A 26,564-nucleotide genomic window follows, 5' to 3' on the forward strand; every position below is an offset into this window, starting at 1 on the left:
GATCTTATCGATGCTTGGCTTGATCTGTTTAAAACAGAGAGCTTCCCGAAAGAAGCTCTCTGTGGCTTCCTTAGTCCGGAAGTTTAAAGTCGGTTACAGATTCACGTAATGATTCTGCCATGCTGGCCAGTTCAGAAACCGAACGTGCCGTATCAAAGGTGGCCGTCGTGGTTTGCGACGTAATTTCCTGTACGACGTTCATCGTGGTCGCAATATGACCCGCCGAAGCCGACTGCAGCTTCGCAGCGTCAGAAATGTTGGCAATCAGTTTCGCCAGGTTATTCGATACCGTCTGAATTTCATCCAGTGCCACACCGGCATCCTTGGTCAAGTTCGCACCACGAACAACCTCAGAGGTGGTTTGTTCCATCGAAATTACCGCTTCGTTGGTATCGGTCTGAATGGTTTTAACCAGCGTTTCAATCTGCTTGGTTGCAGATGCTGAACGTTCCGCAAGACGCTGTACTTCGTCGGCTACGACTGCGAAACCACGACCTGCTTCACCGGCCATCGACGCCTGAATTGCTGCGTTTAAAGCCAGAATGTTAGTCTGGTCGGCAATATCGTTAATCAGGGCAACGATGTTACCAATTTCCTGCGAAGATTCACCCAGACGTTTAATACGTTTCGAGGTTTCCTGAATCTGCTCACGAATGATATCCATACCCTGAATTGAACGGTTTACGACTTCCGCACCATTCGATGCAATTTGTACTGAACGTTCCGCAACCGCTGCAGATTCTTCGGCGTTGGCAGATACCTGGTCAATCGACATCGCCATTTCGTTAATCGCAGCAGATGCACCGGCAATTTCCTGCGCTTGGTGTTCAGATGCTTCGGCCAACTGGTTGGTAATTTCCTGGGTATTGGCGGTATAACGCGCTACTTCGTGAGAAGTTTCATGAATACGCGATACCAGGTCACGTAACTGGTCAATTGCGAAGTTAATCGAGTCGGCAATCGCACCGGTAAAGTCTTCCGATACGGTCGCGTATGAACGTAAGTCACCATCTGCCAGGTCGGCAATTTCATCCAGTAAACGTAAAATCGCGTTCTGGTTACGGTCATATTCGTCTTGCAGACGGGTTACACGTTGTTTATCGGATTGACCACGTAACGCCAGTAATTTGAATACCAGTACCAGAAAGACCAATAAGCTGGCAATTAACAGTACGGCCGGAATAATGACTGCCGGGCCTGCACCGCTAGATAATTTGTTTAACTGGTTTAACAGCTCATCTGACTGACTGAAAATGTCCGATGCAGCCTGACGTACACGTACAATCTGCGCCGAGTTATTTAATACCGTTGCCGATGCAGATTTTAAAACGTCATCATATTCAAACTGGATGCCTTCTAAAGCTTCACGTAGGCCTGGGTCCGCAATACGCTGTACACCGAGCTCTGCACTACCGTTCAGCTGGGCATTTAAGTAAGCACCGAATGTTTCGGTATCGGCACTGAAGTCATCAGCAGATTCACGCGAGTTTTCTGAACCGGTTAATACCGAGCTGATTGAACGCAGGATACGTTCTGCAATGAACACCTGGTTCTTGGCAATAACCACCTGGCTACTTGGCATGTCCTGACGTGCCATCTGGTCAACCATCAGGTTATATTCAGCCTGAATCCCCGGAATGGTTTCACTGATCGCGATGTTGGTGTCATACAGTTTGCTAATAATGGCCTGTTGCGAGCTGATCGCATCAATATTCTGAGAAACTTTGGCCCAGTCGGCTTCGACTTTTTGCAGCTCGGCCGAGTTACTGCCAATATCTTTTACCGTTTCCAGGTTGTCTTTAAAGCTTTGTTGTGACTGGGTCAGCTTCTGGATCGATTCTTTGGTGCCTGAAGCAGTGGCTTCAGTGGCCTGACGTGAAATGGTCTGCGATAACAAACGCAATTCACCCAGACTCTGGGTTAACTGGTTGGTACGCGGTACGCTATAGAATAAAGACAAAAGACTGATAATCGAGACCAACAGCGCAACTGCGGCAATGAAAATAAGTGGCTTTGATTTATTGGTATCACCGAATACACGCGCAAACTGGTCAATTTGCGTCTGTAATTTTGCGACCGATGCCGAACCGCTTTTGCGGTTGGTTCCATCGCCTGAGTTTTTCTTTTTAAGTTTAAAGCCCATGCAGCTTCTCCCCGATTTTCGCCTTTATATATGCGTACGCGATAGTTAATTTATAAATTTTATAGATGCGTTCATAAATTTTGGGTTTTGCAATAAACGACTAAATAAGAAAATATGCCATTGCTGGTTATGCTGGTGGAAATACCCCTGACAATATTCTTGTAAATTACTATCTAAATCATTGTGTTTAGAAAAGAAACTTTTCTTATTAAAGTGTTGGATCCCCAAAACTTGATCTACAACCAAACCGACATAATGGTCTTGATGACTAATACACATTACTTTTTGAGTCGGTGAATAAGCACTGCTATGTCCAGAAACATAATGTGCCAAGTCTGAAACTGAGAGTAATCGGCCCCGGATATTGGCCAGTCCCATGACCCAGTTCTGGGTGTTAGGTACCGGCGTATATTTTGGCGGATAGATAACTTCAGTGACCTCCCCCAACGGGGCAACGAAATATTGCCCCATCATCTCAAACGCAATGCCAGACCATCGGTTTACTTCATTTTCAGTTGTAACGTAGTTTTTATTTCCCCGTTTAGACAACCGAAGTAATTCGATAAATCCATTTGCGGCCATAAGTTATCCTGCATTCAGGTGTTGATTAATAACGTCTATTAATTGTTGTTCATCTACAGGTTTGGTCAGATAATCGCTGGCACCCTGACGTTTCCCCCAAACGCGGTCAGTGGCTTGGTCTTTGGTACTCACGATCACAATTGGAATATGCTTGGTGGTATCCCCACGGGCAATTTGACGGGTCGCCTGGAAACCGTTTACACCCGGCATCACCACATCCATCAGCACCAAGTCAGGAAGCTCGGCCTGTGCCATGGTCACCCCGTCTGCACCATTGGCTGCTTCAAGCACTTCAAAACCATGCTTGGTCAGAATTTCTTTGAAGCGGAATGTTTCTGTTGGAGAATCATCTACAATTAAAATACGTGCCATCTTTATATTCCCCGAGTTATGCGCTTACGTGATTACGAATCGCGTTTAAAAGCTCATCTTTACTAAAAGGTTTGGTTAAATATTCATCTGAACCCACCACGCGGCCTTTGGCCTGATCGAACAGACCATCTTTACTGGACAGCATGATGACTGGAATATTCTGGTAGTTTTGCGAGTTTTTAATTAATGCGCAGGTTTGATAGCCATCTAGACGTGGCATCATGATGTCAACAAAAACGATATCCGGATTTGCATCGGCAATTTTAGACAATGCTTCAAAACCGTCGACGGCAGTGACCACTTCATAGCCTTCACGCTGTAATAAAGTTTCAGCTGTACGACGAATGGTTTTTGAATCATCAATCACCATGACTTTTAGATTTTGGAGTTTATCGTCCATTTAATGACCCTTCCCATTTTGTTTGTACAAGCAATTCGGTGTAGTAGAATTTTATTTACATAATTATGGTTATTTTTAACATATCTTTACTTTAGGTTTCAATGAACAGTTTTTGCCCAAACCTACACTTTATAGAAACTTTGTATAACTGCTTCACACTTTTCCATGACCATTGATTTTTTTTTGTCTATTGTATTTTTTAAATTTCTGATTCTGGTCTAATATAACAGTTTAAAGACTTAAAAATAAGTAAATTAGTCAACTTTATCTCGGGGAAGCTTGTGCGTACTTTTTTTCAAAAAGCTCTCACAAAAAGGGCGCATACATCATTGTTCAGTAAATCATTACTGGGCTTGCTGCTGGCTTTACAGATGGGACAGCTGTCTGCCAATACCGATAACAAGCCGGCCTGGTATCGCTACTACGATAAAAACGGCGTGGCCAATATCAGCAGTAACGTTACGCCAAACCATATCCGCTATGGCTATGAGGCGCTGGACCGCAATATGCAGGTGATTCAGCGCGCGCGTCCCTATAATAGCGAAACCGATGCCCGTCAGGCGCCACAACGTGCCGCGCAGGCCCGTCAGCGCGAGCAGGATTTAAAACTAAAACAAGCCTATACCAACAGTCATATTGCTACCCAGCAACGTGACAATGCGCTGGCACATATTAAAAAGCAGATTGCCTTTCAGCAGGAACAGTTAAAACAATTACAGAATGACCGGATTGTGTTTAAACGTCAGGAAATGGAATATCTGCGCAAAGTCAAACCGGTCCCGGAACAGCTGAAAAACAATTTAAACAACAACCTGACCAACTTAAATCAGAAAAGACAGCAGATTCAATCGTTACAAACGAGCTATCGAAAAACACAGGCAGAATACGACAGAATTATTACTCGCTTAAAAGCACTTGAATAAAGTGAAGTTTTTAATTGAATTGTCATGTGACAAGAAAAATAAGGATAAATATGCATGCGACCAGCACCGCGTATATCACATACTTCTACCCGTTTTCGTACGCCCCTACTCGGCCTCAGTACACTTTGCCTGTGCCTGCTGCTGACCGCCTGCCAGAACTCAGAACCGGAACAGGCCCGTAGCGAACCAGAAACCATTGAACTGATTCAGGATGATGTGGTGGCCGTGCAAACCGGCGACTCGGTGTCCAAATCTGCCTTTACCGGCACTATTCGTGCCGTACAACACAGTAGCATTCAGGCACAGGTCACTGCCACCGCCAGTGCAGTCAATGCGCAAGTGGGTCAGCGGGTTAGCAAAGGTCAGGTGCTGGTCCGTTTAAACAATCAGGATAATGCCGCGCGTCTGGCGCAAGCACGCGCCAACCTTGCCTCCACGCAGGCACAAGCCAATCAGGCCCGGGTGATGATGGAGCGTAAACGTCGCCTGCTGAATCAGGGCTTTATTTCCAAAGTTGAATATGAACAAAGTCAGGTAGATTATCGTGCCCAGCTGGAAAATGTCCGTGCCCAGCAGGCCAACGTCGATATTGCCGAAAAAGCCGACCGTGATGGCACCATTCTCAGCCCGATTAGCGGCGTGATTACCCAGCGTCAGGTCGAACCCGGCCAGACGGTTTCTGCCGGCCAGACCCTGTTTGAAATTGTCAATCCGGACCGGCTGGAAATTCAGGCCAAACTGCCAAGTGACCAGCAGTCTGCGCTCAAGGTCGGCCAAAAGATTGAATATAAAATTCAGGGCAATCCGGCCCAGCTGACCGCCACCTTAAGCCGGGTATCTCCGATTGCCGATCTGGCCAGCCGTCAGATCGAGTTTTTTGCCACACCCAATGAATCCATCAACTCGCTCAGCATCGGTGCCTTTGTTGAAGGCAATATTGTTTCATCCAACTCGATTTCTGGTCAGCTGATTCCTTTAGACACCATTCAGGATATACAAAACAAACCTTATGTCTGGGCCATTCGCCAGAACAAGATTGTCCGGGTTGATATTCACGTGCTCGAGCAGCGCTATAGTGACAATACCGCCATTGTAAGCGGATTGCAGGCCGGCGATTTAGTGAGTCGGGTCAAGTTTAGTCCGCAGAATGAACAGCAACCGGTCAGCATCAGCCAGACCGCCGAAAACGCCTCAGGATAGAAAACTATGTGGTTTACCCGAATTAGTGTCAAATATCCCGTTTTTACGGTCATGATGATGCTGTGTCTGATGGTGCTGGGCCTGGCTTCCTGGCAGCGTATGGGCGTTGAAGAATTTCCGGATGTCGACTTTCCGTTTGTGGTGGTCTATACCAACTATCCGGGCGCCTCGCCGGAAACGGTTGAATCTGAAATTACCAAGAAAATGGAAGATCAGATCAATACTATCTCCGGTCTTAAACAGGTGATTTCCCAGTCCAGTGAAGGCCTCTCCACCATTATTGCCGAGTTCAACTTGGATGTATCTTCTGCCGTAGCAGCGCAGGATGTACGCGATAAAATTGCCAGTGTCACCGCCGAATTCCGCGATGAAATCCAGGACCCGGTGGTGGAGCGTTACGATCCGACGGCTAACGCGATTATGTCGATTGTGTTTGAATCCGAGCAGATGTCACTGCGTGATTTAAGTGCTTATCTGGACCAGCGCATTGTGCCGCAACTGCGCACCGTACCGGGGGTGGGAACAGTCAACTTACTCGGTGATGCACAGCGCCAGATCCGGATTGAAGTACAGCCGGAAAAACTGCAAAGTTTCGGGATTGGTGTAGATCAGGTCATCAATACATTAAAAGCAGAAAATGTTGAAGTGCCGGGTGGCACCCTGAAACAGGCCAATAGCGAGCTGGTGGTTGAAATTAATTCCAAGGTCATCCATCCGCTGGCCTTTGGGGACCTGATTATTGCCAATAAAAATGGTGCACCGATTTATCTGAAACAGGTCGCCGACGTTCAGGACAGCCAGGCTGAACTGGAGTCCAGTGCCTTTTTGGATGGTAAAACTGCAGTTGCGGTGGATATTCTGCGCAGTTCAGATTCTAATGTCATTGAGGTGGTCGATAACACCTATAAAGTGCTCGATGACCTTCAGCAGCAATTGCCTGAGGGCACCACAGCCAAAGTGGTGGTCGACAGTTCCAAAGGCATTCGCGGCAGTATCCGTGATGTGGCCCGCACCATTATTGAAGGTGCAGCACTGGCGGTTCTGATCGTCCTGCTGTTTTTAGGCTCTTTCCGCTCCACCACCATTACCGGCCTGACCCTGCCAATTGCCCTGCTCGGCACACTGACCTTTATCTGGGCCTTTGGTTTTACCATCAACATGATGACCCTGCTGGCCCTGTCTTTAAGTATTGGCCTGCTAATTGATGACGCAATTGTGGTACGGGAAAATATTGTCCGCCATGCCGATATGGGCAAAGACCACGTTACCGCAGCGCTGGATGGCACCAAAGAAATTGGTCTGGCGGTTCTGGCCACCACCCTGACCATTGTTGCGGTATTCCTGCCGGTGGCCTTTATGGGCGGGATTATTGGCCGTTTCTTCTATCAGTTTGGGGTCACGGTCAGTACCGCAGTTCTGATTTCCATGTTTGTTAGCTTTACCCTGGACCCGATGCTATCGGCACACTGGGCCGAGCGTAAAAAAACCAACAAACAGCCAGGCCGGGTGAAACGTTTCCTGAACTGGATTTCCACCAAACTGGACAATCTTAGTCATGTCTATGAAAAGCTGCTGAAACTGGCCTTACAGTTCCGTCTGATTACCCTGCTGATTGCCGTAGCTTCGTTATTTGGCGCACTCGGTTTATCCAAACTGATTGGTACCGAATTTGTACCGGTACCGGACAAAGGTGAAATCCGCATTAAATTTGAAACTCCGGTGGATGCCTCGCTGGAATATTCACAGGCCAAACTGAAACAGGTCGATCAGATTATTCGCCAGCATCCACAGGTTATTTCTACCTATGGTTCGGCTAACAGCCTGACTGATCGCGGTAAAAACCATGTCAATTTACGCGTACGGGTTACGCCGCGCAATGAACGTGAACAAACCCTGACCGAGCTGAACAATGAATTCCGTGAACGCCTGCAAACCGTGGCTGGCATTCGTGTCACCTCGGTGGCCTCGGCGGATGAAACCGTATCAGGCGGGCAAAAACCGGTGATGATTTCGATTAAAGGGCCGGATTTAAACCAGCTACAACAGATTTCCGACCGCTTTATGCTGGAAATTGCCAAAGTAGACGGTATTGTCGATCTGGAAAGCTCCTTGAAAGAACCGAAACCAACACTGGAAGTGCAAATCAACCGGGTACTGGCCAGTGATTTAGGCCTCTCTGTGAACCAGATTGCCAACGTGATTCGTCCGCTGATTGCCGGCGATGACGTCACCACCTGGCAAGATGAAAACGGCGAAACCTATGATGTAAATGTCCGTCTGACTGAAGACCGCCGCAGCCTGCCGGGTGATGTCCAGCAAATGTCGCTGACCTCACAAAAAACCGATGCCAATGGTCAAGCCATTCTGGTGCCGTTGGCCAGTGTGGCCAGCTTTGAAGAAAACCTCGGCGCTTCACAGATTAACCGTCGTGATCTGGCCCGTGAGGTTCTGGTCGAAGCCAATACCGCAGGTCGCCCAGCTGGTGATATTGGCCGGGACATTGAAGCCATTCAAAATAACTTTGAATTGCCGCCGGGTTACAGCTTCGATACCCAAGGTTCCAATGCCGATATGGCTGAGTCCGCAGGTTATGCACTGACCGCCATCACCCTGTCGATTGTGTTTATTTATATTGTGCTGGGCTCGCAATTTAACAGCTTTATTCACCCAGCTGCGATTATGGCCTCGTTGCCACTGTCGCTGATTGGGGTGTTTTTGGCGCTGTTCCTGCTGAACTCCACCATGAACCTGTTCTCGATTATCGGGATTATCATGCTGATGGGACTGGTCACCAAGAATGCCATCTTGCTGATCGACTTTATTAAAAAGGCCATGGACAGAGGTGAGCCGCGTTATGAGGCGATTATTCAGGCCGGTAAAACCCGTTTACGCCCGATTCTAATGACCACGTCTGCCATGGTAATGGGCATGGTCCCGCTGGCACTCGGTCTGGGTGAAGGCGGCGAACAGAGTGCGCCCATGGCCCATGCGGTAATTGGCGGGGTGATTACCTCGACCCTGCTCACGCTGGTGGTGGTGCCCGTCATCTTCACCTATCTGGATGATTTCAAGAATTTCATGCTGCGCCAAAGCCGCAAACTGATGTCTTGAGCCAGAAGAAAACACAATGAGGTGACATTCCGAATGTTCACCTCATTTTTTTATCGTATAATCTCTGCTTTCACGATTAATTATCAGGACAGTTTCCATGCGCGCGAGTCGCTTTTTGTTTGCTACGTTAAGAGAAACCCCAAATGATGCTGAAGTGATTTCACATCAGCTCATGTTACGTGCGGGGATGATCCGTAAATTGGCTTCAGGTCTGTATACCTGGTTGCCGATGGGGGTACGCGTATTAAATAAAGTCGAAGCGATTGTCCGTGAAGAAATGAACCGCGCCGGCGCTTTAGAAACCTTTATGCCAGTGACCCAGCCTGCATCGTTATGGGAAGAATCAGGCCGTTATGTGCAATATGGTCCGGAATTACTGCGTTTTACCGACCGTCACAACAACCCGTTTGTGCTGGGCCCAACCCATGAAGAAGTGATTACCGATCTGGCACGCACTGAGCTGAAAAGTTACAAACAGCTGCCAATGAACTTCTATCAGATTCAGACCAAATTCCGTGACGAAATCCGTCCACGTTTCGGGGTGATGCGTTCACGTGAATTCATCATGAAAGATGCCTATTCTTTCCACGTTGATCAGGCTTCTTTGCAAGAAACCTATGATGTCATGTATGACACCTACTGCCGGATCTTTAGCCGTCTTGGTCTGGATTTCCGTCCGGTACAGGCCGATACCGGCTCAATTGGTGGTTCAGGTTCCCATGAATTCCACGTTCTGGCAGACAGCGGTGAAGATGATATCGCCTTCTCGACTGAATCAGATTACGCAGCCAATATTGAAATGGCGGAAGCGATTCTGGTCGGTGAGCGCGCAGCGCCAAGCCAAGCCTTAACTGTTGTAGATACTCCAAATCAAAAGACCATCGCGGATGTATCAAGCTTCCTCGGTACGGATCCTGCACATTCTGTTAAAGCTTTACTGGTACAAGGCATTGCCGATGAAAATGGCACTGTTCCGGTGATTGCCCTGTTCCTGCGCGGCGACCATGAACTGAATGAAATTAAAGCTGAAAAGCATCCTTTAATTGCAGCGCCATTAACCTTCGCCACTGAAGAGCAAATTGCTGCGCTTGGCCTGACCACTGGTTTTGTGGGCCCACAAGGTCTAGTTGAAAAAGGCATGACCGTGATTGTCGATCGTGCTGCTTCTGTCTTGTCTGACTTTGTTGCAGGTGCCAACGCCGCAGATCAACACGCTACGGGTGTGAACTGGGAGCGTGATGCACAGTTTACTGAGGTCTATGATCTTCGTAATGTGGTGGAAGGCGATCCATCTCCAGATGGTAAAGGTGTACTTCAAATTAAACGCGGAATTGAAGTGGGCCATATTTTCCAGCTGGGCCAAAAATATTCTGAAGCACTGAACTGTAAAGTGTTAGGCGAAGATGGCAAACCATTTGTAGTAACCATGGGCTGTTATGGTATTGGTGTGACCCGTGTCGTGGCTTCTGCAATTGAACAGAATTACGATGAGAAAGGGATTATCTGGCCAGCTGCCATTGCTCCATTTGAAGTCGCAATTGTACCAATGAATGCACACAAGTCACCGCGCACATTAGAAGCTGCAGAAGCCTTATATGCAGAATTAAGTGCTGCCGGTTATGATGTACTACTGGATGACCGTAATGAACGCCCAGGAGTGAAATTCTCTGATCTGGAGTTAACCGGTATTCCACACCGTATTGTGATTGGTGAAAAAGGCTTAGATGCGGGTACTTTTGAATACAAAGGTCGTCGTGATGCTGAATCAACCAACTTAAGCAAAGATGAGTTATTGGCGAAGCTCGCAAAATAATAAATCTTGGCTTATAAAAAAATCCCGCTTCAGCGGGATTTTTTAGTTTTAAGGCTTAGCAGAATTTCATACTGCCATAGCAATTACGGTATGGTTGCTCAAGCATTGTAATATTCCCTTGAGCAGCCAAACCGGTTTGTACAATATTGGACATTAAGGTAGTTAAAGGCTGATTAATATTAATCGTAAAAGCATCTTCTAAATACATTGACCATCCCTTGGTTGCTTTTGCATCCTCAGCAAAACCAGGGAAACGAATACCATTCCCTAAAGAAGTTAAGGCAATACCAAACAAGTTAGAGTCAACATCAATTTGATGTACATTGCCTAAATTATAAGGCAAGACATAGGCATTTAATAAATTGGTGAGTTTAGTACTATAAGCACCATCCAGCTCCAAAGTACCTTGCTCAGGAACAGGAAGATTTAAACCTTTTAATGTTTCCTGTTTCATATAAATTTGAATTCCTGTACGTAATAAAGGCAATAACGTATTTCCAATCGTTTCTGTACCAATAGCACTACACTTGCCAGGATCATGACCGGTACACATTTGGTTAATTGTCAGATTTTGTACAACTTCATCGACCAAGCTTCCTAATTGCAAACCATGGATTTGTACTTGGGTCATACGATTTCCGTTTGCGACAATACCTAAGTTTTCCCGTTGAGCTGCTGCTGTATTAATCGTCTGGTCACGATATTCCACAGTTACAGCACCAAAAAGAAGATTAAGGATTTCAGCATTTTTAACCCCTAAATATGCACTTGCTTCATATTGTTGCTTTTTCCCACCAGCAAGAAGACCATAATCACCAACGAAATCTTGAGAATACTTTGAAGCATCTGCATCGGAACAGTTTGCTGTTCCCTGCTTACAGGTAACCGCCACATTGGTTTGTGCCTGAATATATAAATTATTGATTCCAGTTAAATAACCACTAAAATTATTCATAGCACCAATGCTCATCGGGCCTTGGGCTTTATCCGCACCCACTCTTACCCCGACCACTTCACGAGTTGCAGCTTGGTCGCCTCCTTTGATCGCAAATTGGAAAAAGGGATTCGTTAAGACAAAATCTCTTAACTCTTTTTGATTACTTAAACTGTTATCAAAATCTTGGCCTTTGGGCTGTCCTGCAATATTGGTAGGTAAGGTAATACAATTTCCACTCGCGCCCACCACACAGCCCAATGACAGTGCAGAGATATCAATATCACAAGCACCCGCACCATTTTCACCGCCACAGCCAAGTTGCAAGGATTTAATATTGGCATTTAGTGATAACTCAGCATCAATTCCCAGTTTAAAAAAATCTAAACCTTGACTAGCATCTGTTTCTTTCACGACAGAAAATAGAGCCTGTCCTGTCACATCCGATAATTCAGCATCTTCAAGCACAGATAAGGCATGACTTGTGTTCGTCATGGATAAAGCTGAACCTATAAGAGCCCACATTATTGTTTTTTTCATACTCAAATCCTTAAGCCAATTTCATCTACTTAGCGTGGTGTGATCCCTAAAGTGCTACGCATATTGCCACCAGGAATGGCAAAATCAGCAATTTTTTGCATCGTTCCAGATGGAGACATCGCCATTTCTGCTTTAAAAGCTTGTCCCAATCCAGACTGCATTGTCGCTTTATAATTAAAGTTCACCTGATTATCTAAGACCACCGTATCTTGTTTCACTAGAACACGGGCATCTAAACCAACATGACCTTGCATTTTGTTTAAATTTACACTGGAGGTTTTAGTCCCGACGCCATTCCGGTCTTCATTAATCAGGCTGATATAACTGCCCAAAACACTTGGATTATCTTTATCTGTCTCTGCAATCGGATTAAATTCAAAATTTGCTTTTAAAGATAAAAAATTAGTATCGGGTGTGGCATTCGTGGACTCAAGACCAGGAATAATCATAAGTTCACCTTTACCATCAAGCTTGAAGGCTAAAGAAGCCAAGATGTCATCTTTTCTGGCAAAGTTATCGATAGGAACTACCCGGTTCTGGCACTCCACTTCAGCACAGTTATATAAAGAGCCAGGCAACTGACCAATTGCAATTTCAGCTTTTGCAGCCAGCAGCAAGTTATCTGCCTTGACATAAATGCCATCTTCTTCAAAACCAATCACCCCATCCGATTTCAGGTACGCATCTATATTTCTTAGGCCCGCATAATAGTTGACTTCTTCACCACTGTATTTACCGGTCGCACCATCAATAATCAGAATAGAGGTTGTACTTGGTGCGCCTGTTTTCTGGTCAATACCATAGCCTTCCGTCGAAAGTGCCAGGTTATAGCCTAAACCAGAACGGTCAATGCCATTACGACTATAATTTTTTGCATACAAAGCCAGGTTGGTATTTAAGTTAAAGATTGGAATACCAATCCCCCACTCGCCAGAAGTCGCGGTAATAGCATCAATCGAGTTATCTGAAATGAATCTGGCCTTACGCGCGATGGCCTGAAAATCCATACCTCGCACCGCAATAAGCGCTAAATTTTGTGCATTCTGATCAGGGCTAATGTTATAAATCAATTCTAGAGTATTACTGCCCAGCACCTTTTGCATATTCTCATTGATAATAAAGTTTAAAGATTTGGCCTGAACGGTATTAATAAAAATATCACCAAAATCAATATAGGCGTTGCGTTTAGTCAAGTCATCAACATTATTACTATCACGTACTGCAAGTGGCGATAAGTTAGAAAATTCAATTGCATAGCTGCCTGTACCTGTATGCCCAATCTCGAGTGTAGTCGGAGCCCTGCCATTGAGTAGCGGGTTGCCTTGTCGGGTAAATTCGGCAGACATACCCAGATGTAAACCACCAGGACCGGCTATATCATAACCACCGGCTTGCCGTGTTGTTTCAGTCAAATCGCCTGAATTACGACTAACCGTATTAAACTTCCCAATTCCAGCCTGGTTGGCATTAATAAAGAGCTTACCATTGGTCACTGCTCCAGAAGCTCCCATACGAATCAGGTTATTCTGGCTTCCCTCTGGACCATAACGTAAATCGATATTCACCCCTGGATTGGTTGCTCCTGACCGGTTATCGGATACATTGGTCAGATCTTCTACCCGTCCTAAATTTACAATATGGTCTTGGCCAGTAGGACTGTTTTTAGTTGCCAGCACAATCCCCTCATCCTGATCCAAATACATATACCCATCTGCAGACAGGTTAAAGTTAAAATCTTTTAAGGTCAGGTTCTGGCCATTTAGACCATAAGAAATACTGGCATTTTTAAGCTCAAAATCTAAATGAGCCAGATCATTTCGGTTAAATAATCCATTACTGGTAATTAGGTTAAAACGTAGCGGTGAAATAGTATGAAAGCTTAAAGACCCCAGGTTCTGATCTGTTTGGTTATCACCACAGTTCGGCTCACAAATGAGCATGATGTTCTGAACCGTAGATTTAAATGGCGAAATACTCGCCTGGATATGCATGCCGACACCATTTGCTGTGGTACCAACGTCAACATCAAGGGTACTTTTAATATTCTGCCCCCCCGAGCTGAGCACTTCAATATCATGCATCCCCAGTTTCATACTGCCGGTATTGTGATAGTCCACCCAGTTCAATTGATCAATTGTCACCTTCGAAACTTCATGGGTAATAGAAATACCATCCTGCCCTGTCACCTGACTGAGACTACGATCAGAAATAGGCTGTAGTGCGTATGCCTGCTGAGCTAAACAGATAGATAAGGCAAGTACATTTAATTTTATTGTTTTATTCATTTCAATGTCCTTTTGAAATCCCAACGCTTAACAGCGGCTGGTTGCAGCTCCTGAGCAGTTATAACTGAAAATTTTAATATCTCCTGACAGATGCAAGTTGCCATGAACATTCAGTCCCATGAATCCCTGTTCCTGTCCCTGATCAAATGAAGGAACCTGAGAACCATTGTTATAGGTGGTATAGCGGGTATTGTTTAAATAACCTTCATTACCTGACTCAACCGCCAGACTCGCAAAACCTAGATTCCTGATTTTCAGAGGATGCTGATCATAAAATTTAAGCAGCATCGCTGTTTGTGGATTTTTATCCTTATTAATAATGGTGGTGCCTTCCAAGGAGAATTTATCAATCTGAATCGTGCCCTGAATCTGTTTAAACACCAGCCACTTCTGACCATTTTCATCACGATGATTATTGGGAGAAAAAGCAAAACGGCATAACACATCATTGCTACATTCATACTGATAATTTGCCGTAGTGACCTCACCATTACTGAGTTCGGAAATATTCTTGAGACTCATGTCATTGGCATATTTATGGTTTAAAGAAAGCGTCCAGCTTAAATCGGCACCGCCCTGCCCGACCGTATTTAACAGTTCATCTTGATTTAAACTGACCAGTTGAGCAGAACTGAATGTACTGACACAAAGGGTCAGTGGAAAACAGATTTTTTTCAGCATCTCAAGTTCCCTCTTATAGTCCCGTGGTCTTAAACTTCAAGTGCTGGATCAGCACACCATCAATTGCCACCGAGCCCAAGTTTACAGGTGCTGTAGTTGCATGCGGACTTCTAAATACCACACCGGTAGAATTACTCGCAGTGTTGGCTTTTAACAGATTCGTGGTCGGATCACGTGTCACACTACCAATTGAAATACTGCTATGTGTTGCATTGGTTCCCTGATAGTTGGTGGTTCCTGCCCCTGAAAGTACTTGGGAAATATTAGAGCCACAATAAGCAACATTACAGGTTGAGCCTTTATAGTCAGCAGGGTTGATCTCGGTGTTATCGCCATCAATATCGGCATAATAGGTATAAATCTGTTTATAAATTTCAGGGACATTCGGTATACGGGTCACTTCTAAAATAATATTCTGGCCTTCCGAGCCCAAAATAAACGGTTGGTGCATATTGCCGAGCACTAAATTGATGTTGGGGCTATACAAATACAAACCTTCTTCAGCATGGAAAATTGGGGCTAAAGAACGGTCGAGTGCAGGCGTAACCGCGGTACCATCATTGAGGGTTGCTGTACTTATACGCAAGCCTCTGGCATTGAGCAGTTCTTTATTGGCCTGGGTATTTTCATAAATTAGAGCTTCAGGATTATCATTGGTATTCAGACGAATAAGACTGGCCATACCTAAAGTCTGACTTTCTACCGCATTGGTAGAAGGCATAGTTTGAAACAACCGAACCTGTGAACCACTTAGACTTAGACCATTGGCCACCAATTGCAAACGAATTCGCTGATTTTTTAATAAGTCAGGATCATTGGCCGCATTGGTCGTGACAGGTGCCCCCGTAATCGGGTCCACCTTGTTACTTGAGTTCCAGCTGCGTGAAAAAGCATCTAACCAAAGCCCAAGTTTAATATTATTGTCCTGATCATCAGCATCCACTTTGGCCAAAGGAGCTTCTAAAGAAATATAACTGATATCGGTCGCTGCATTCGTACTGTCAAATTGACGGATATTTTCGTCTGTACCAGCGCGAAATAACCAGGGATTCGCAGCACTGCCCCAATCAAACCCCTGATTACTATAGCGTTGGTTTATATTGTTATTGGTTTCAGAGAGCGCCAGACCATAAATAAAAATATCCGCTTTGGTTCTCTGATTGGCAGCATCAGTCTGACTGAGGGTTAAATTATCGTAATTTTCACCTACCGGAATGATGCGAATAAAACCGGTGTCATATTGTTCCGGATTATCGAGATTACGGGTATAACTTGATGCCGCAGACACATCATTCGGGCGCTGAAATACCATTTTGAAATTTTCAGGAAGCAAGGCAATCCCTTCACCTGTGGTATTTGCCAGATGTTCATCGGATAGATTCTGTAAAGCATATGCAGGAGAACTTAGCAACATCCCGACCAAGGCAGCTAAGCAACTTTTTCTAAAATTTAGGCCAATTCCATATTCAGTCATCTCGACCATCCTATTCCCAGATGCTCCGCATCATTCTTTTATTTATCCAGAACTTGGCTATTTATTTATGTGTTTTTATCCTTAAAAACATGCGATTACCAAGTCATAATTGTTGTTCATTATGCGTAATAATTTATCAATTGCAAAAAAATACGGGCCAAAAAGCCCGTTTTTCCGATGAATGAATTGGAGAAAAAACAAGCGAGCACAACGGCTCGCTTGTTTTTATTTTAAGTTTCCACTATCAGGCTTTCGGTAAGGTTACCCCGGTTTGGCCCTGATATTTACCACCACGATCTTTATAGGAGGTTTCACACACTTCATCTGATTCAAAGAACAGCATCTGTGCAACGCCTTCACCCGCGTAAATACGTGCAGGCAGGTTGGTGGTATTAGAGAATTCCAAGGTCACATGCCCTTCCCACTCTGGTTCGAGCGGCGTGACATTGACAATAATACCGCAGCGCGCATAGGTCGATTTGCCCAGACACACGGTTAAAACATTACGTGGAATACGGAAATATTCAACTGTACGCGCCAAGGCAAACGAGTTTGGTGGAATAATGCAGACATCCGATTCAATATCAATAAAGCTTTTTTCATCAAAGTTTTTTGGATCAACAATGGCAGAATGGACATTGGTGAATACTTTAAATTCACGCGCACAACGGACGTCATAACCATAACTTGAAACGCCATAGGAAATCAGTTTGTTGCCATTTTCATCAAATCGAACCTGATTATGTGCATACGGTTCAATCATGCCGTGTTTTTCGCTCATTTCGCGAATCCAACGATCAGACTTAATTGCCATTTATTTCTATCCAAAAGCGAATGTTTTACTGCGCTGTACTTTAACTGAAATCGGCACCAATGGAAATAAGCAGGCATGAAGTCGACTTTTCTGCCTGCTGTAGATGGGTCATTTAAAGCCTTAAAAGCGCCGAATAACTTAACGGAATTGAAAAGCTGAACAGCAGCAAGGATGCTGTTTTTTGCAGATTGGCCGGATTAAGCGGATTTTATTGCTGGCCAAAAAGGAACCAATCAGGGTCCAGAAAAATGCAATGGGAATAATCAGGATCAGAAACATCAGAATATGTGCCACATAATGTGCGGCGCTGGTCCAGGCGATGGCCGGAAAAATTGCAGAAGCAAACAGCAAGGCCTTCGGATTTAGTAAAGTGGCCACAAACAGTTCACGTGCACGAATGGTCGGCTGCTGAAACTGCTGTTCGACATTGGCAGTACGCCACAACTTGATGGCCAGATAAATGATATAAACCGCACTAAACAGTTTTAGTACAGTAGGCAATAACGGTAACTGGCTCGACACCTGCCCGATTAGTATGCCCCACAGGGTAATGGAAATCAGATAACCAAAGGCTTCAGCGGGAATTAAATGAAAAGATTTACGGATGCCAACCTGAATTCCGGAAGAGGCCAGCAAGGTGTTGGTTGGACCAGGTGTCAACAAGATGGTGATCACCAAACCAATAAAAAACCATGAAATCATAGCCAGCCTCATGCGCGAATGCTGCAAATGTAATGGAGTTGCAAGGCATAGGCAAAAAATAAATTGTAACTGGCCTCATTGTGCAGCAAAACAGAGGAATTCCTCAACTAAAAACACAGTCAATTACAATATATTTATTATTAATTATCATAAACTTAAAAACATATTAAAGAATATATAACAGTCATCAAAACTGGGCCGTTCATCTCCAATAAATCAAGAGTTTTTAGTCCATTTTTACCCACCTCTAATTGTATAAATGCGTAAAAAAACTGTTCAAGTTCAAATTATTCGGTTAATTTTTAACTCAACAAGCTGCCTTAATCAGAATAACCAGAACCAGCTTTAAGTTTGAAATCTTTCAATATTTCAACAATGGATGACGATAATAATCACAGGAGAAGTCAATGAAAAAATGGACGCAACTGACCTTACTGACGCTGGCCTTAGCTGGTGTAAGTGCTTGTTCCAATGATCCGGGCCAGAACAACACCCAGGCCGATCCACAAAGCAGTGCCGCTGCTGCCGACAAACTGCAAACCCGTTTTGTCAGTATTGCCACGGGTGGCGCCTCCGGTCCCTATAACGTGATCGGGACCAGTCTGGCCGAACTGTATAACAAAACCTACGGCGTTAACTCCAAAACCCAGACCACCGGCGCTTCGGTTGAAAACCTGAACCTGCTAAAACAGAATAAAGTCGAAATGGCTTTTGTGATGAGTGATAGTCTGACCGAAGCCATTCAGGGCACAGGCAGCTTTAAAGATAAAATTGGCAATGTGCAGCAAATTGCGGCTTTATATCCTAACTATGTGCAGATTGTGGCTTCAAAAAAATCCGGGATTCGCTCTATTGAAGATTTAAAAGGCAAACGTATTGCCGTGGGTGCACAAAACTCCGGGGTGGAAGTTAATGCGCGTACCCTGCTGAACGGTTTTGGGATTAGCTATGACGATGTCAAAGTCGATTACCTAGGTTATGCCGAAGCCGCCGATGCCTTAAAAGGTGGCAAACTGGATGCGGCCTTCCTGACCAGTGGTATTCCAAATTCATCATTGATGGAACTACAACAGAGTTTTGATCTGCAACTGGTGAGTATTAATGCAGATAAAGTCAAACATATTGCCCAGAACCAGTCGTACTTCCTGCCAATGGTGATTCCAAAAGGCACGTATGGCAATGCAGAAGATGTGCAGACCGCGGCTATTATGAATGCCTTGGTAGTACGTTCCGACCTGTCTGAAGATGATGTGTATAAACTGACCAAAACCTTTTTTGAAAATTTAGGCAATTTGGCCAATGCCCATCAGGCCGCTACCGATATTACTCTGGAAAAAGCCCAGCAAGGTCTGGTTGCACCGCTGCATCCGGGGGCGAAACGTTATTATGATGAGGTGGCAGCACCTTAATGTTCAGCTATAAAAGTGCAGTGTGGGCTGCACTTTTTCTGTTGGTGCTGGTCATCCTGCTCGGCCTGTGGTTTCCGCAAAGTTATACTCTGGTCAAGATTGAAGAGAGTCGCAAAGGCCATAACACCAGCTGTGTGATTCGCGCGCCACAGTTTCAGTTGCAGTGGCAACATTCGGTAGAAAAAACCCGCTGGCAGGAACATTATCAGCGTGAAGATCAGCATTTTATTTTAACGCATACCGACCTGGTGTCCTTTGGTGCCGGTACGCCGGATCATTATCCTGTGCTGCGCCAAGCCAATGGCCAGGTACGTATGCAGGTCAATCATCGTTTAAAAGAATTACATTGGACCATTTCACGCCGTATGCAAGGACAGCTCCAGATCAATCAGAAACGCTGGCCCATTGCCGAAGATTTTCCTGATTACACGGTGGTGCATTTTTCGGTACAGCAACGACCGTTCTGGAAATGGTGGGGTCAAGGAGACTGCGTATGACACAACAAGAAAAAGTAACCATTGAACAGCTGGATGAAAAAGAACAGCAGGCCCTGCTGGAAAAATTTGACCGGGAATCGGTCACGCGTCAGCCTCGCAGCAAATCGGTCAGCTGGTTTATTGCCGCGATTGCCATCAGCTATTCGCTGTTTCATCTGTTTATTACCTTTAACCCGCTTCCAGAACTGCTGCAACGCTCGGCGCACGTGGCCATTGGTCTGGTGCTGGTATTTTTACTTTATCCGGCACGACAGTCCAGTTCCCGCCAGCATGTGGCCTGGTTCGACTGGATTCTGGCCCTCGCCTCTCTCGCCTCATTTTTATATTTATGGAAAGAATATCAGGCCATTATGACCACCCGCGGCGGGATTCCCAATGTGCTGGATATTGTGTTTTCAATTATGACCGTGGTGCTGGTGGTCGAAGCAGCACGACGGGTCATGGGCTGGATGCTGCCGATTCTCGGACTGATTTTCCTGGCTTATCCTTTTATCAGTCATTTTAACTGGATGCCGGAACGGCTACTGACCCGACCTTATACCGTGAGTGATATTTTCGGGCAGATGTATCTGAAAACCGAAGGCCTGTATTCATCGGCGATTGGCGCATCGGTGACTTTCATTTTCCTGTTTATTTTATTTGGCGCTTTTCTGGCCAAATCGGGGATGGGCAAATTATTTAATGATCTGGCCATGGCACTGGCCGGACATAAACAGGGTGGCCCGGCCAAGGTGGCGGTTATTTCCAGTGGCTTTATGGGCAGTATTAATGGTACAGCAGTGGCGAATGTGGTCGGCACCGGTTCCTTTACCATCCCGCTGATGAAAAAGATTGGCTATCACAAAAATTTTGCCGGCGCCGTGGAAGCCAGTGCTTCGGTCGGTGGACAGATTTTACCGCCAGTGATGGGCGCCAGTGCCTTTATTATGGCGGAAACCACCGGCGTCAGTTATGGTACCATTGCCTTAGCCGCGACCCTGCCGGCGCTGTTGTATTATTTAGGCGTGATGGCCCAAGTCCATTTTCGTGCCGGGAAAGACAACCTAAAAGGGGTACCCAAAGCAGATTTACCTCGGGTTAAAGAAGTGCTAAAAGAGCGCGGACATTTGCTGATTCCGATTGTGGCGCTGGTGTTTTTCCTGTTCCAGTCAATTCCGGTCAGTTATGCCGCGGTGTATACCATTGTGCTTACGGTTATTGTGGCAGCCTTTAGAAAATCTACCCGCATGGGAATTCGGGAGATTCTGGATGCCCTGGCCGATGGTGCCCGGCAGTCCTTATCGGTGATGGCGGCCTGTGCGGTGGTCGGGATTATCATTGGGGTGGTCAGCCTGACCAGTTTCGGTACTGTCATGACTTCATCCATTATGAGTATTGGTGCGGGCAGCCTGTTCCTGACCCTGTTCTTTACCATGCTGGCTTCCATGATTCTGGGCATGGGCCTGCCTTCGATTCCGGCCTATATCATTACCGCGACCATGGCTGCACCAGCCTTGGCCCATTTTGATATTCCGACCTTGGTAGCGCACATGTTTGTGTTCTATTTTGGTCTGTTTGCCAATATCACCCCGCCAGTGGCGCTGGCCGCCTTTGCCGGTGCCGGGATTGCTGGCGGCGACCCGATGCGGACCGGTTTTCAGGCACTGAAACTGTCACTGGCCGGTTTTATTGTGCCGTTCCTGTTTGTATATAACCCGGCCATGCTGATGATTGATACCACCAATGTGGCCGTTAATGCGCGTGAATTTGCCTTCCCGGCCTGGACCACCATTGTCAGCATTACCGTGACTTCGGTTATTGGGATTCTAGCCTTGGGCGCGGCGGTCGAGGGCTATTTCAAAACCGGTTTAAACTGGTTCTGGCGAATTTTCATGGGGGTGGGTGCCTTAATGATGATTATTCCGGAAACCTATACCGATATTGCCGGTACCATCATGGTGGTGATTGCAGTGGCTGTTAATGTGCTGCAAGCCAGAAAGCAAAAATCGACGCCATCCGGTTTATCATCTGCCTAAAACAAAAGCCCAATCTGAAGATTGGGCTTTTTTCTATTCACTACATTACAGAATTAAAAAATCCGGTTCTGGTCTTTGTCTGCTTTTGGCAGTTTATCCATAATTTTCTGGGCAATTTCCCGATAGCTGTCGGCTGCATCATCTTCGGCAATCACAGACGGTTTACCGGCATCGGCATTTTCACGAATCTGTACATTCAGCGGCAAACGGCCCAGTAATGGAATATCGTATTGCTCGGCCAGTTGATCGCCACCACCGGTCCCAAAAATTTGCTCTTCAAAACCACAGTTAGAACAGATGTGCGTCGACATATTTTCAATCACACCTATCACCGGAATCTGTACACGGTTAAACAGCTCAATGCCTTTGGTCGCATCCATTAAGGCTACGTTTTGCGGTGTAGTGACAATTACGGCACCCGTGACCGGAATACGCTGCGCCAGGGTTAACTGGATATCACCGGTTCCCGGCGGCATATCAATCACCAGTACATCTAAATCTGGCCACAAGGTCTGATTGAATAACTGCATCAGGGCACCCGTAGCTTTTGGTCCACGCCAAGCCACCGGGGTATTATGATCACCAGTTAAATGACCAATCGACAGCACCGCCATCCCATAAGCATCTAAAGGCACAAAATGCTCGGCTTCAATCATCGGGGTTTGGCCGGCATTGCCGAGCATGGTTGGAATACTCGGGCCATAAATATCGGCATCCAATACACCCACTTTCAGACCCAGCTGTTGCATCGCCAAGGCCAGATTAACGGTAGTGGTTGATTTTCCAACCCCACCTTTACCGGATGACACCAGAATTACGTTTTGAATACGTGGATGTTTTGGCACATCACGCTGCTGCGGTGCAGCTTTTTGAATTGGCGCTTCTTCTTGCTGGGGTTGATAGTTGGCATTGGCTTGCTTGAGCGCATCTGAACTTGCCGAAGCATCGACCACAGGTGGCAGACTGGATTTTGCTGCAACTTGTGGCTTGCTGGAACAGCTTTCACCTTCGGCATGGTTATGACCACAGCCGCCCTCTTTTTTCGCCCCGGTTTTTTGCTGCACCACATGCAGATTCAGTTCCTTGATGCCGCATTGCTCGAGTACATCGGCCAGTTCATCATGAATCTGCTGCAAATACTGTTTTTCTTCCGGATAAGTATTGATAGTTAATTGCAGGATTTGTCCCTGTACATTGACCTGAGAAATACGCTCTTTGAGTGCGTTTTGGGAAGCAGGAAGTACATAGTTTTGCAGTACCTTCTGGATTTCTTCCTCTTTCACCTCCTGTGCAGGAGCAAAGACCGATTTTAGTGAAGAAAGCCACGACATAAAGTTACTCCAAATCTGGATATACAACCGAATGCCCTAGTTTAACGGGTATTTAAACGAAGGTTAAGCCAGTGCAGCCACAGGAATTATAAATCTTAGTCAAAGACTTGGTTTTTTCTGTTTTTTCGGCACAGAAATGCAGATTTTATCCGGTCCTGAAAAGAATTCACCGATTCCCTTGTGCAAGCCTGCATCATCTAAGGTAAAATCGCGGACATTGCATAATGAATACGAATGAGAGAGTTAATCCGTGCGTAAAATTTTAGTCACCAACGCCCTTCCATACGCCAATGGTCCAATCCATATGGGCCACTTACTCGGTTATATCCAGGCAGATATCTGGGTTCGTGCCATGCGTGCAATGGGCCATGAAGTGACTTATGTCTGTGCGGATGATGCTCACGGTACCGCCATCATGCTACGTGCTGAAGCCAACGGTATTTCACCAGAACAGCAGATTGCCAATGTTCAGGCCGAACATATGCGTGATTTTGCCGGCTTTAAGGTCGATTTTGATCATTATGATTCTACCCATAGCGACACCAACAAGGCGCGCGCGCAAGAAATTTATCTCAAGAACCGTGATGCCGGCAATATTGCCGTTCGTCCTGTGACACAACTGTTCGACCCGGAAAAAGGCATGTTCCTGTCGGACCGTTTCATTAAAGGCACCTGCCCGAAATGTAAAGCCGAAGATCAGTACGGCGACTCATGTGAAGTCTGCGGAACTACGTATAACGCCACTGAACTGTTAAATCCAAAATCGACGTTAAGCGGTGCAACACCTGTCGAGAAATCGTCAGATCATTACTTCTTTAAATTGCCAAACTTTGGTGAATACCTGCAAAAATGGACACGTGACGAAGGTCGTTTACCTGTTTCAATCGCCAACAAGTTAGATGAATGGTTTGAAGCAGGTTTATCGGATTGGGATATTTCTCGTGATGCACCTTACTTCGGCTTTGAAATTCCGGATGCGCCAAATAAATATTTCTACGTTTGGGTTGATGCACCTATTGGCTATATGTCGAGCTTTGAAAACTACGTCAAAACCAAACGTCCAGACCTGAATTTTGATGATTACTGGAAAAAAGATTCTGACAATGAGGTCTATCACTTCATTGGTAAAGATATTGTCTATTTCCACGCGCTGTTCTGGCCAGCAATGCTGGAAGGTGCCAACTACCGCACCCCAACCGGTTTATTTGTAAACGGTTTCTTGACTGTAAATGGTCAGAAGATGTCGAAATCTCGCGGCACCTTCATTAAAGCAGAAACCTATTTACAGCACTTGAATCCGGAATATCTGCGTTATTACTTCGCGTCTAAACTGTCTGATAAAGTTGAAGATTCTGACCTGAATCTGGATGATTTTGTGCAGAAAGTAAACTCTGACTTGGTGGGTAAAGTAGTGAATATTGCCAGCCGTTGTGCCAAATTCATCAACACCAAATTTGATAACAAGTTAAGTGCAACCTGTGCCGAGCCTGAACTGGTGCAAAGCTTTATTGACGCTGGTGATTCAATCGCGCAAGCATACGAAGCACGTGAATTCTCTACTGCGATTCGTGAAATTATGGCACTGGCGGATAAAGCCAACCAATACATCGACGAGAAAAAGCCTTGGGCGCTTGCGAAAATTGAAGGCGAAGAACAGCAAGTGCATGATGTGTGTTCTGTCGGGATTAACCTGTTCCGTCAATTGGCGGTTTACTTGGCGCCTGTATTGCCAACATTGGCTGAACAAGTTCAAGCCTTCTTACAACTCGACAGCTTTGACTTTGCATCACGTAAAACTGTATTAGTTGGTCATGAAATTGCATTGTTCCAACCGCTCATGCAACGTGTTGACCCGAAAGCGGTCGCAGCGATGGTCGATGCATCTAAAGATTCTTTAGCTGCGCCTGCGGAAGCACCAAAAGCGGAAAAGAAAAAAGAGAAGAAAGCTGAGAAAAAGCCAGAACCGAAAGTCGGTGAAGCTGAAATCATTAATATTGATGATTTTATGAAAGTTGACCTACGTGTGGCTGAAGTCTTAGAAGCAGCTCACGTTGAGGGTTCTGACAAGCTTCTTCAATTGACGTTAAATGTGGGTGAAGCTGAGCCACGTAACGTATTTAGCGGTATTCGTGAGTTCTATAAGCCTGAAGACTTAAAAGGCAAACTGGTGGTGATGGTGGCAAACCTTGCACCACGTAAGATGCGTTTTGGTATTTCAAACGGTATGGTACTCGCTGCGGGCAATGGCAACGGTGTTTGGGTGATTTCACCTGAATCTGGTGCTAAACCAGGTGATAAAGTGTCTTAATTGATATTTTTAAAATAAGGCTTCTTCGGAAGCCTTTTTCATATAAAAAGGTACAACCATGTTAAGAAAAATATCCATATTGATTATTAGTTTGTTCATCTCACTGATGGTACATTCCACTGAAAATGAAATAACATATAAATTTAGTCCGACTATTCAAATAGCGAAAGATAAATATCAAAAGCTTATAAATTCATTAATGTCTGATCCATCAGCACCGAACTCAATTTCATATTCACCTGAATTAGATCAATTATTAAAAGAAAATAATGAAGCAAAGATCAATCAGTATATTAATGTAGAAAAAAGAAAATACCTTGCGACCTTAAATAAATATATTTTACAGGGTGATCCATCTGCATCTATGGCTCTTCTTGAATTCGTATTATTCTTCAAAGAAACTGAACTAAAATCTGAAATTGATATAAGCCCTATTGAAAAATTATCAGATCAAAATAATGCTTATGCCTCGTATTTACTAGCTCAACACTTTGAATATGATCCCACCAAATATCTAAAATTCTTAGAAAAAGCAGGCGAACAAGGTTCACCTATCGCACAAAGAACACTTGTCGATGAGTATAATTTTCGATTACCTAAAAAGTTACAAAGTATAAAAAAAGCAGAGTATTGGAAGCAAAAAGCGATAGCTTCAATGGGTTCTGATGAGTATGAAGAAGAAGTTTGTAAGTTAGCAAATTGCGATACTGGAGAGTTCGAGCTTGTCGATTTCTCTAAGGACATTGAGAAAATATTAAATCAATCAAAATAATAGTCTTTCTTATATCCCATTCTATAAATAGCGATTACTCTCTGTGAATGCAAACCTTGCACCACGTAAGATGCGTTTTGGTATCTCGAACGGTATGGTACTCGCTGCGGGTAATGGCGAAGGTGTTTGGGTGATTTCACCTGAATCTGGTGCCAAACCGGGTGATAAAGTGTCTTAATATTTGAGATTAAGATGAGAAAAAGCCTCTACGTTGTAGGGGCTTTTTTATGCCTTTAAGTTCCCTCTCCGTTTTTAAAG

19 protein-coding genes and 2 pseudogenes are annotated in these 26,564 nt (G+C 45.2%); 10 read left to right on the top strand and 11 right to left on the bottom strand.

Annotated features, from left to right (window positions below):
• Positions 1–70: 70 nt before the first annotated feature.
• The 4 genes from FTU55_RS05075 to pilG are packed head-to-tail and all read right to left on the bottom strand — an operon-like array spanning position 71 to position 3,497.
• Positions 71–2,143: a methyl-accepting chemotaxis protein gene (locus tag FTU55_RS05075; protein ID WP_075167116.1), complete on the bottom strand. Its 2,073-nt coding sequence runs from the start codon at positions 2,141–2,143 to the stop codon at positions 71–73.
• Between the two features lie 45 nt (positions 2,144–2,188).
• Entirely contained in the window at positions 2,189–2,725 is a 537-nt protein-coding gene (locus FTU55_RS05080) for a chemotaxis protein CheW (protein WP_005179538.1), read from the bottom strand.
• Between the two features lie 3 nt (positions 2,726–2,728).
• Positions 2,729–3,097: a PleD family two-component system response regulator gene (locus FTU55_RS05085; RefSeq protein ID WP_005179539.1), complete on the bottom strand. Its 369-nt coding sequence runs from the start codon at positions 3,095–3,097 to the stop codon at positions 2,729–2,731.
• A gap of 16 nt (positions 3,098–3,113) precedes the next feature.
• Complete coding sequence (pilG, locus tag FTU55_RS05090; RefSeq protein WP_005179541.1) at positions 3,114–3,497, bottom strand: twitching motility response regulator PilG; 384 nt, start codon at positions 3,495–3,497, stop codon at positions 3,114–3,116.
• A 371-nt stretch (positions 3,498–3,868) separates the two neighbouring features.
• Between pilG and FTU55_RS05095 the strand changes: the two genes are divergently transcribed.
• The 4 genes from FTU55_RS05095 to FTU55_RS05110 all read left to right on the top strand — a co-directional run bounded on the left by FTU55_RS05095 (position 3,869) and on the right by FTU55_RS05110 (position 10,544).
• Positions 3,869–4,420: a hypothetical protein gene (locus tag FTU55_RS05095; RefSeq protein WP_225876431.1), complete on the top strand. Its 552-nt coding sequence runs from the start codon at positions 3,869–3,871 to the stop codon at positions 4,418–4,420.
• 54 nt (positions 4,421–4,474) lie between these two features.
• Complete coding sequence (locus FTU55_RS05100) at positions 4,475–5,620, top strand: efflux RND transporter periplasmic adaptor subunit (protein WP_168398133.1); 1,146 nt, start codon at positions 4,475–4,477, stop codon at positions 5,618–5,620.
• A gap of 6 nt (positions 5,621–5,626) precedes the next feature.
• On the top strand, positions 5,627–8,731 hold the full coding sequence (locus FTU55_RS05105) for an efflux RND transporter permease subunit (RefSeq protein ID WP_180046366.1): 3,105 nt from the start codon (positions 5,627–5,629) through the stop codon (positions 8,729–8,731).
• A 97-nt stretch (positions 8,732–8,828) separates the two neighbouring features.
• Positions 8,829–10,544 (top strand): proline--tRNA ligase, encoded by a 1,716-nt coding sequence (locus FTU55_RS05110; RefSeq protein WP_127801595.1) that lies wholly within the window; start codon positions 8,829–8,831, stop codon positions 10,542–10,544.
• A gap of 55 nt (positions 10,545–10,599) precedes the next feature.
• On the opposite strand, the gene FTU55_RS05115 is transcribed toward FTU55_RS05110, so the two are convergent.
• From FTU55_RS05115 to FTU55_RS05140, 6 genes and pseudogenes are all read right to left on the bottom strand, one after another.
• A complete protein-coding gene (locus tag FTU55_RS05115) occupies positions 10,600–12,018 on the bottom strand; it encodes a hypothetical protein (RefSeq protein WP_127798610.1) in 1,419 nt (472 codons plus the stop codon).
• 29 nt (positions 12,019–12,047) lie between these two features.
• Positions 12,048–14,303: a DUF6160 family protein gene (locus FTU55_RS05120; RefSeq protein ID WP_180046368.1), complete on the bottom strand. Its 2,256-nt coding sequence runs from the start codon at positions 14,301–14,303 to the stop codon at positions 12,048–12,050.
• Positions 14,304–14,330: 27 nt separating this feature from the next.
• Complete coding sequence (locus FTU55_RS05125; RefSeq protein WP_016659341.1) at positions 14,331–14,984, bottom strand: hypothetical protein; 654 nt, start codon at positions 14,982–14,984, stop codon at positions 14,331–14,333.
• Positions 14,985–14,997: 13 nt separating this feature from the next.
• Positions 14,998–16,458, bottom strand: coding sequence for a hypothetical protein (locus FTU55_RS05130; RefSeq protein ID WP_180046371.1), 1,461 nt, complete (start codon positions 16,456–16,458; stop codon positions 14,998–15,000).
• Between the two features lie 244 nt (positions 16,459–16,702).
• Positions 16,703–17,272 carry a dCTP deaminase gene (gene dcd, locus FTU55_RS05135; protein WP_005179553.1) on the bottom strand — a complete coding sequence of 190 codons (570 nt, stop codon included), beginning with the start codon at positions 17,270–17,272 and terminating at the stop codon, positions 16,703–16,705.
• Between the two features lie 112 nt (positions 17,273–17,384).
• Positions 17,385–17,974: pseudogene (locus FTU55_RS05140) on the bottom strand (LysE family translocator).
• A gap of 407 nt (positions 17,975–18,381) precedes the next feature.
• On the opposite strand from FTU55_RS05140, the gene FTU55_RS05145 reads away from it, so the two are divergent.
• The 3 genes from FTU55_RS05145 to FTU55_RS05155 are packed head-to-tail and all read left to right on the top strand — an operon-like array spanning position 18,382 to position 21,895.
• A complete protein-coding gene (locus FTU55_RS05145; RefSeq protein WP_180046373.1) occupies positions 18,382–19,383 on the top strand; it encodes a TAXI family TRAP transporter solute-binding subunit in 1,002 nt (333 codons plus the stop codon).
• Positions 19,383–19,880: a DUF1850 domain-containing protein gene (locus FTU55_RS05150; protein ID WP_180046375.1), complete on the top strand. Its 498-nt coding sequence runs from the start codon at positions 19,383–19,385 to the stop codon at positions 19,878–19,880. Before FTU55_RS05145 ends, FTU55_RS05150 begins: the two co-directional genes overlap by 1 nt.
• Positions 19,877–21,895 carry a TRAP transporter permease gene (locus FTU55_RS05155; RefSeq protein WP_104471208.1) on the top strand — a complete coding sequence of 673 codons (2,019 nt, stop codon included), beginning with the start codon at positions 19,877–19,879 and terminating at the stop codon, positions 21,893–21,895. The genes FTU55_RS05150 and FTU55_RS05155 overlap by 4 nt, the downstream gene beginning before the upstream one ends.
• Before the next feature lie 53 nt (positions 21,896–21,948).
• Here the strand turns inward: FTU55_RS05155 and apbC are convergent, their stop codons facing one another.
• Positions 21,949–23,226: an iron-sulfur cluster carrier protein ApbC gene (gene apbC / locus FTU55_RS05160; protein WP_180046377.1), complete on the bottom strand. Its 1,278-nt coding sequence runs from the start codon at positions 23,224–23,226 to the stop codon at positions 21,949–21,951.
• Between the two features lie 250 nt (positions 23,227–23,476).
• Here apbC and metG point away from each other — a divergent pair, with 250 nt between their 5' ends.
• The 3 genes and pseudogenes from metG to FTU55_RS05175 all read left to right on the top strand — a co-directional run.
• Complete coding sequence (metG, locus tag FTU55_RS05165; RefSeq protein WP_180046379.1) at positions 23,477–25,534, top strand: methionine--tRNA ligase; 2,058 nt, start codon at positions 23,477–23,479, stop codon at positions 25,532–25,534.
• Positions 25,535–25,592: 58 nt separating this feature from the next.
• Positions 25,593–26,306, top strand: a complete 714-nt coding sequence (locus FTU55_RS05170) for a hypothetical protein (protein ID WP_045796304.1) — start codon at positions 25,593–25,595, stop codon at positions 26,304–26,306.
• A gap of 43 nt (positions 26,307–26,349) precedes the next feature.
• Positions 26,350–26,484: pseudogene (locus FTU55_RS05175) on the top strand (hypothetical protein); the annotation flags it as partial.
• Positions 26,485–26,564: the final 80 nt, after the last annotated feature.

The sequence above is a fragment of the Acinetobacter sp. YH12117 genome, assembly GCF_013418865.1.
In the GTDB taxonomy this organism is placed as follows: Bacteria; Pseudomonadota; Gammaproteobacteria; order Pseudomonadales; family Moraxellaceae; genus Acinetobacter; species Acinetobacter indicus.

What these genes read in the sequence shown, in the direction of transcription:
- FTU55_RS05075 (WP_075167116.1), bottom strand. Translation starts at nt 2,143, where the DNA reads ATGGGCTTTAAACTTAAAAAGAAAAACTCAGGCGATGGAACCAACCGC.
- FTU55_RS05120 (WP_180046368.1), bottom strand. Translation starts at nt 14,303, where the DNA reads ATGAATAAAACAATAAAATTAAATGTACTTGCCTTATCTATCTGTTTA.
- FTU55_RS05125 (WP_016659341.1), bottom strand. Translation starts at nt 14,984, where the DNA reads ATGCTGAAAAAAATCTGTTTTCCACTGACCCTTTGTGTCAGTACATTC.
- FTU55_RS05155 (WP_104471208.1), top strand. Translation starts at nt 19,877, where the DNA reads ATGACACAACAAGAAAAAGTAACCATTGAACAGCTGGATGAAAAAGAA.
- FTU55_RS05105 (WP_180046366.1), top strand. Translation starts at nt 5,627, where the DNA reads ATGTGGTTTACCCGAATTAGTGTCAAATATCCCGTTTTTACGGTCATG.
- FTU55_RS05145 (WP_180046373.1), top strand. Translation starts at nt 18,382, where the DNA reads ATGAAAAAATGGACGCAACTGACCTTACTGACGCTGGCCTTAGCTGGT.
- FTU55_RS05085 (WP_005179539.1), bottom strand. Translation starts at nt 3,097, where the DNA reads ATGGCACGTATTTTAATTGTAGATGATTCTCCAACAGAAACATTCCGC.
- pilG (WP_005179541.1), bottom strand. Translation starts at nt 3,497, where the DNA reads ATGGACGATAAACTCCAAAATCTAAAAGTCATGGTGATTGATGATTCA.
- FTU55_RS05110 (WP_127801595.1), top strand. Translation starts at nt 8,829, where the DNA reads ATGCGCGCGAGTCGCTTTTTGTTTGCTACGTTAAGAGAAACCCCAAAT.
- FTU55_RS05095 (WP_225876431.1), top strand. Translation starts at nt 3,869, where the DNA reads ATGGGACAGCTGTCTGCCAATACCGATAACAAGCCGGCCTGGTATCGC.
- FTU55_RS05080 (WP_005179538.1), bottom strand. Translation starts at nt 2,725, where the DNA reads ATGGCCGCAAATGGATTTATCGAATTACTTCGGTTGTCTAAACGGGGA.
- apbC (WP_180046377.1), bottom strand. Translation starts at nt 23,226, where the DNA reads ATGTCGTGGCTTTCTTCACTAAAATCGGTCTTTGCTCCTGCACAGGAG.
- FTU55_RS05100 (WP_168398133.1), top strand. Translation starts at nt 4,475, where the DNA reads ATGCGACCAGCACCGCGTATATCACATACTTCTACCCGTTTTCGTACG.
- FTU55_RS05115 (WP_127798610.1), bottom strand. Translation starts at nt 12,018, where the DNA reads ATGAAAAAAACAATAATGTGGGCTCTTATAGGTTCAGCTTTATCCATG.
- FTU55_RS05150 (WP_180046375.1), top strand. Translation starts at nt 19,383, where the DNA reads ATGTTCAGCTATAAAAGTGCAGTGTGGGCTGCACTTTTTCTGTTGGTG.
- FTU55_RS05130 (WP_180046371.1), bottom strand. Translation starts at nt 16,458, where the DNA reads ATGACTGAATATGGAATTGGCCTAAATTTTAGAAAAAGTTGCTTAGCT.
- FTU55_RS05170 (WP_045796304.1), top strand. Translation starts at nt 25,593, where the DNA reads ATGTTAAGAAAAATATCCATATTGATTATTAGTTTGTTCATCTCACTG.
- dcd (WP_005179553.1), bottom strand. Translation starts at nt 17,272, where the DNA reads ATGGCAATTAAGTCTGATCGTTGGATTCGCGAAATGAGCGAAAAACAC.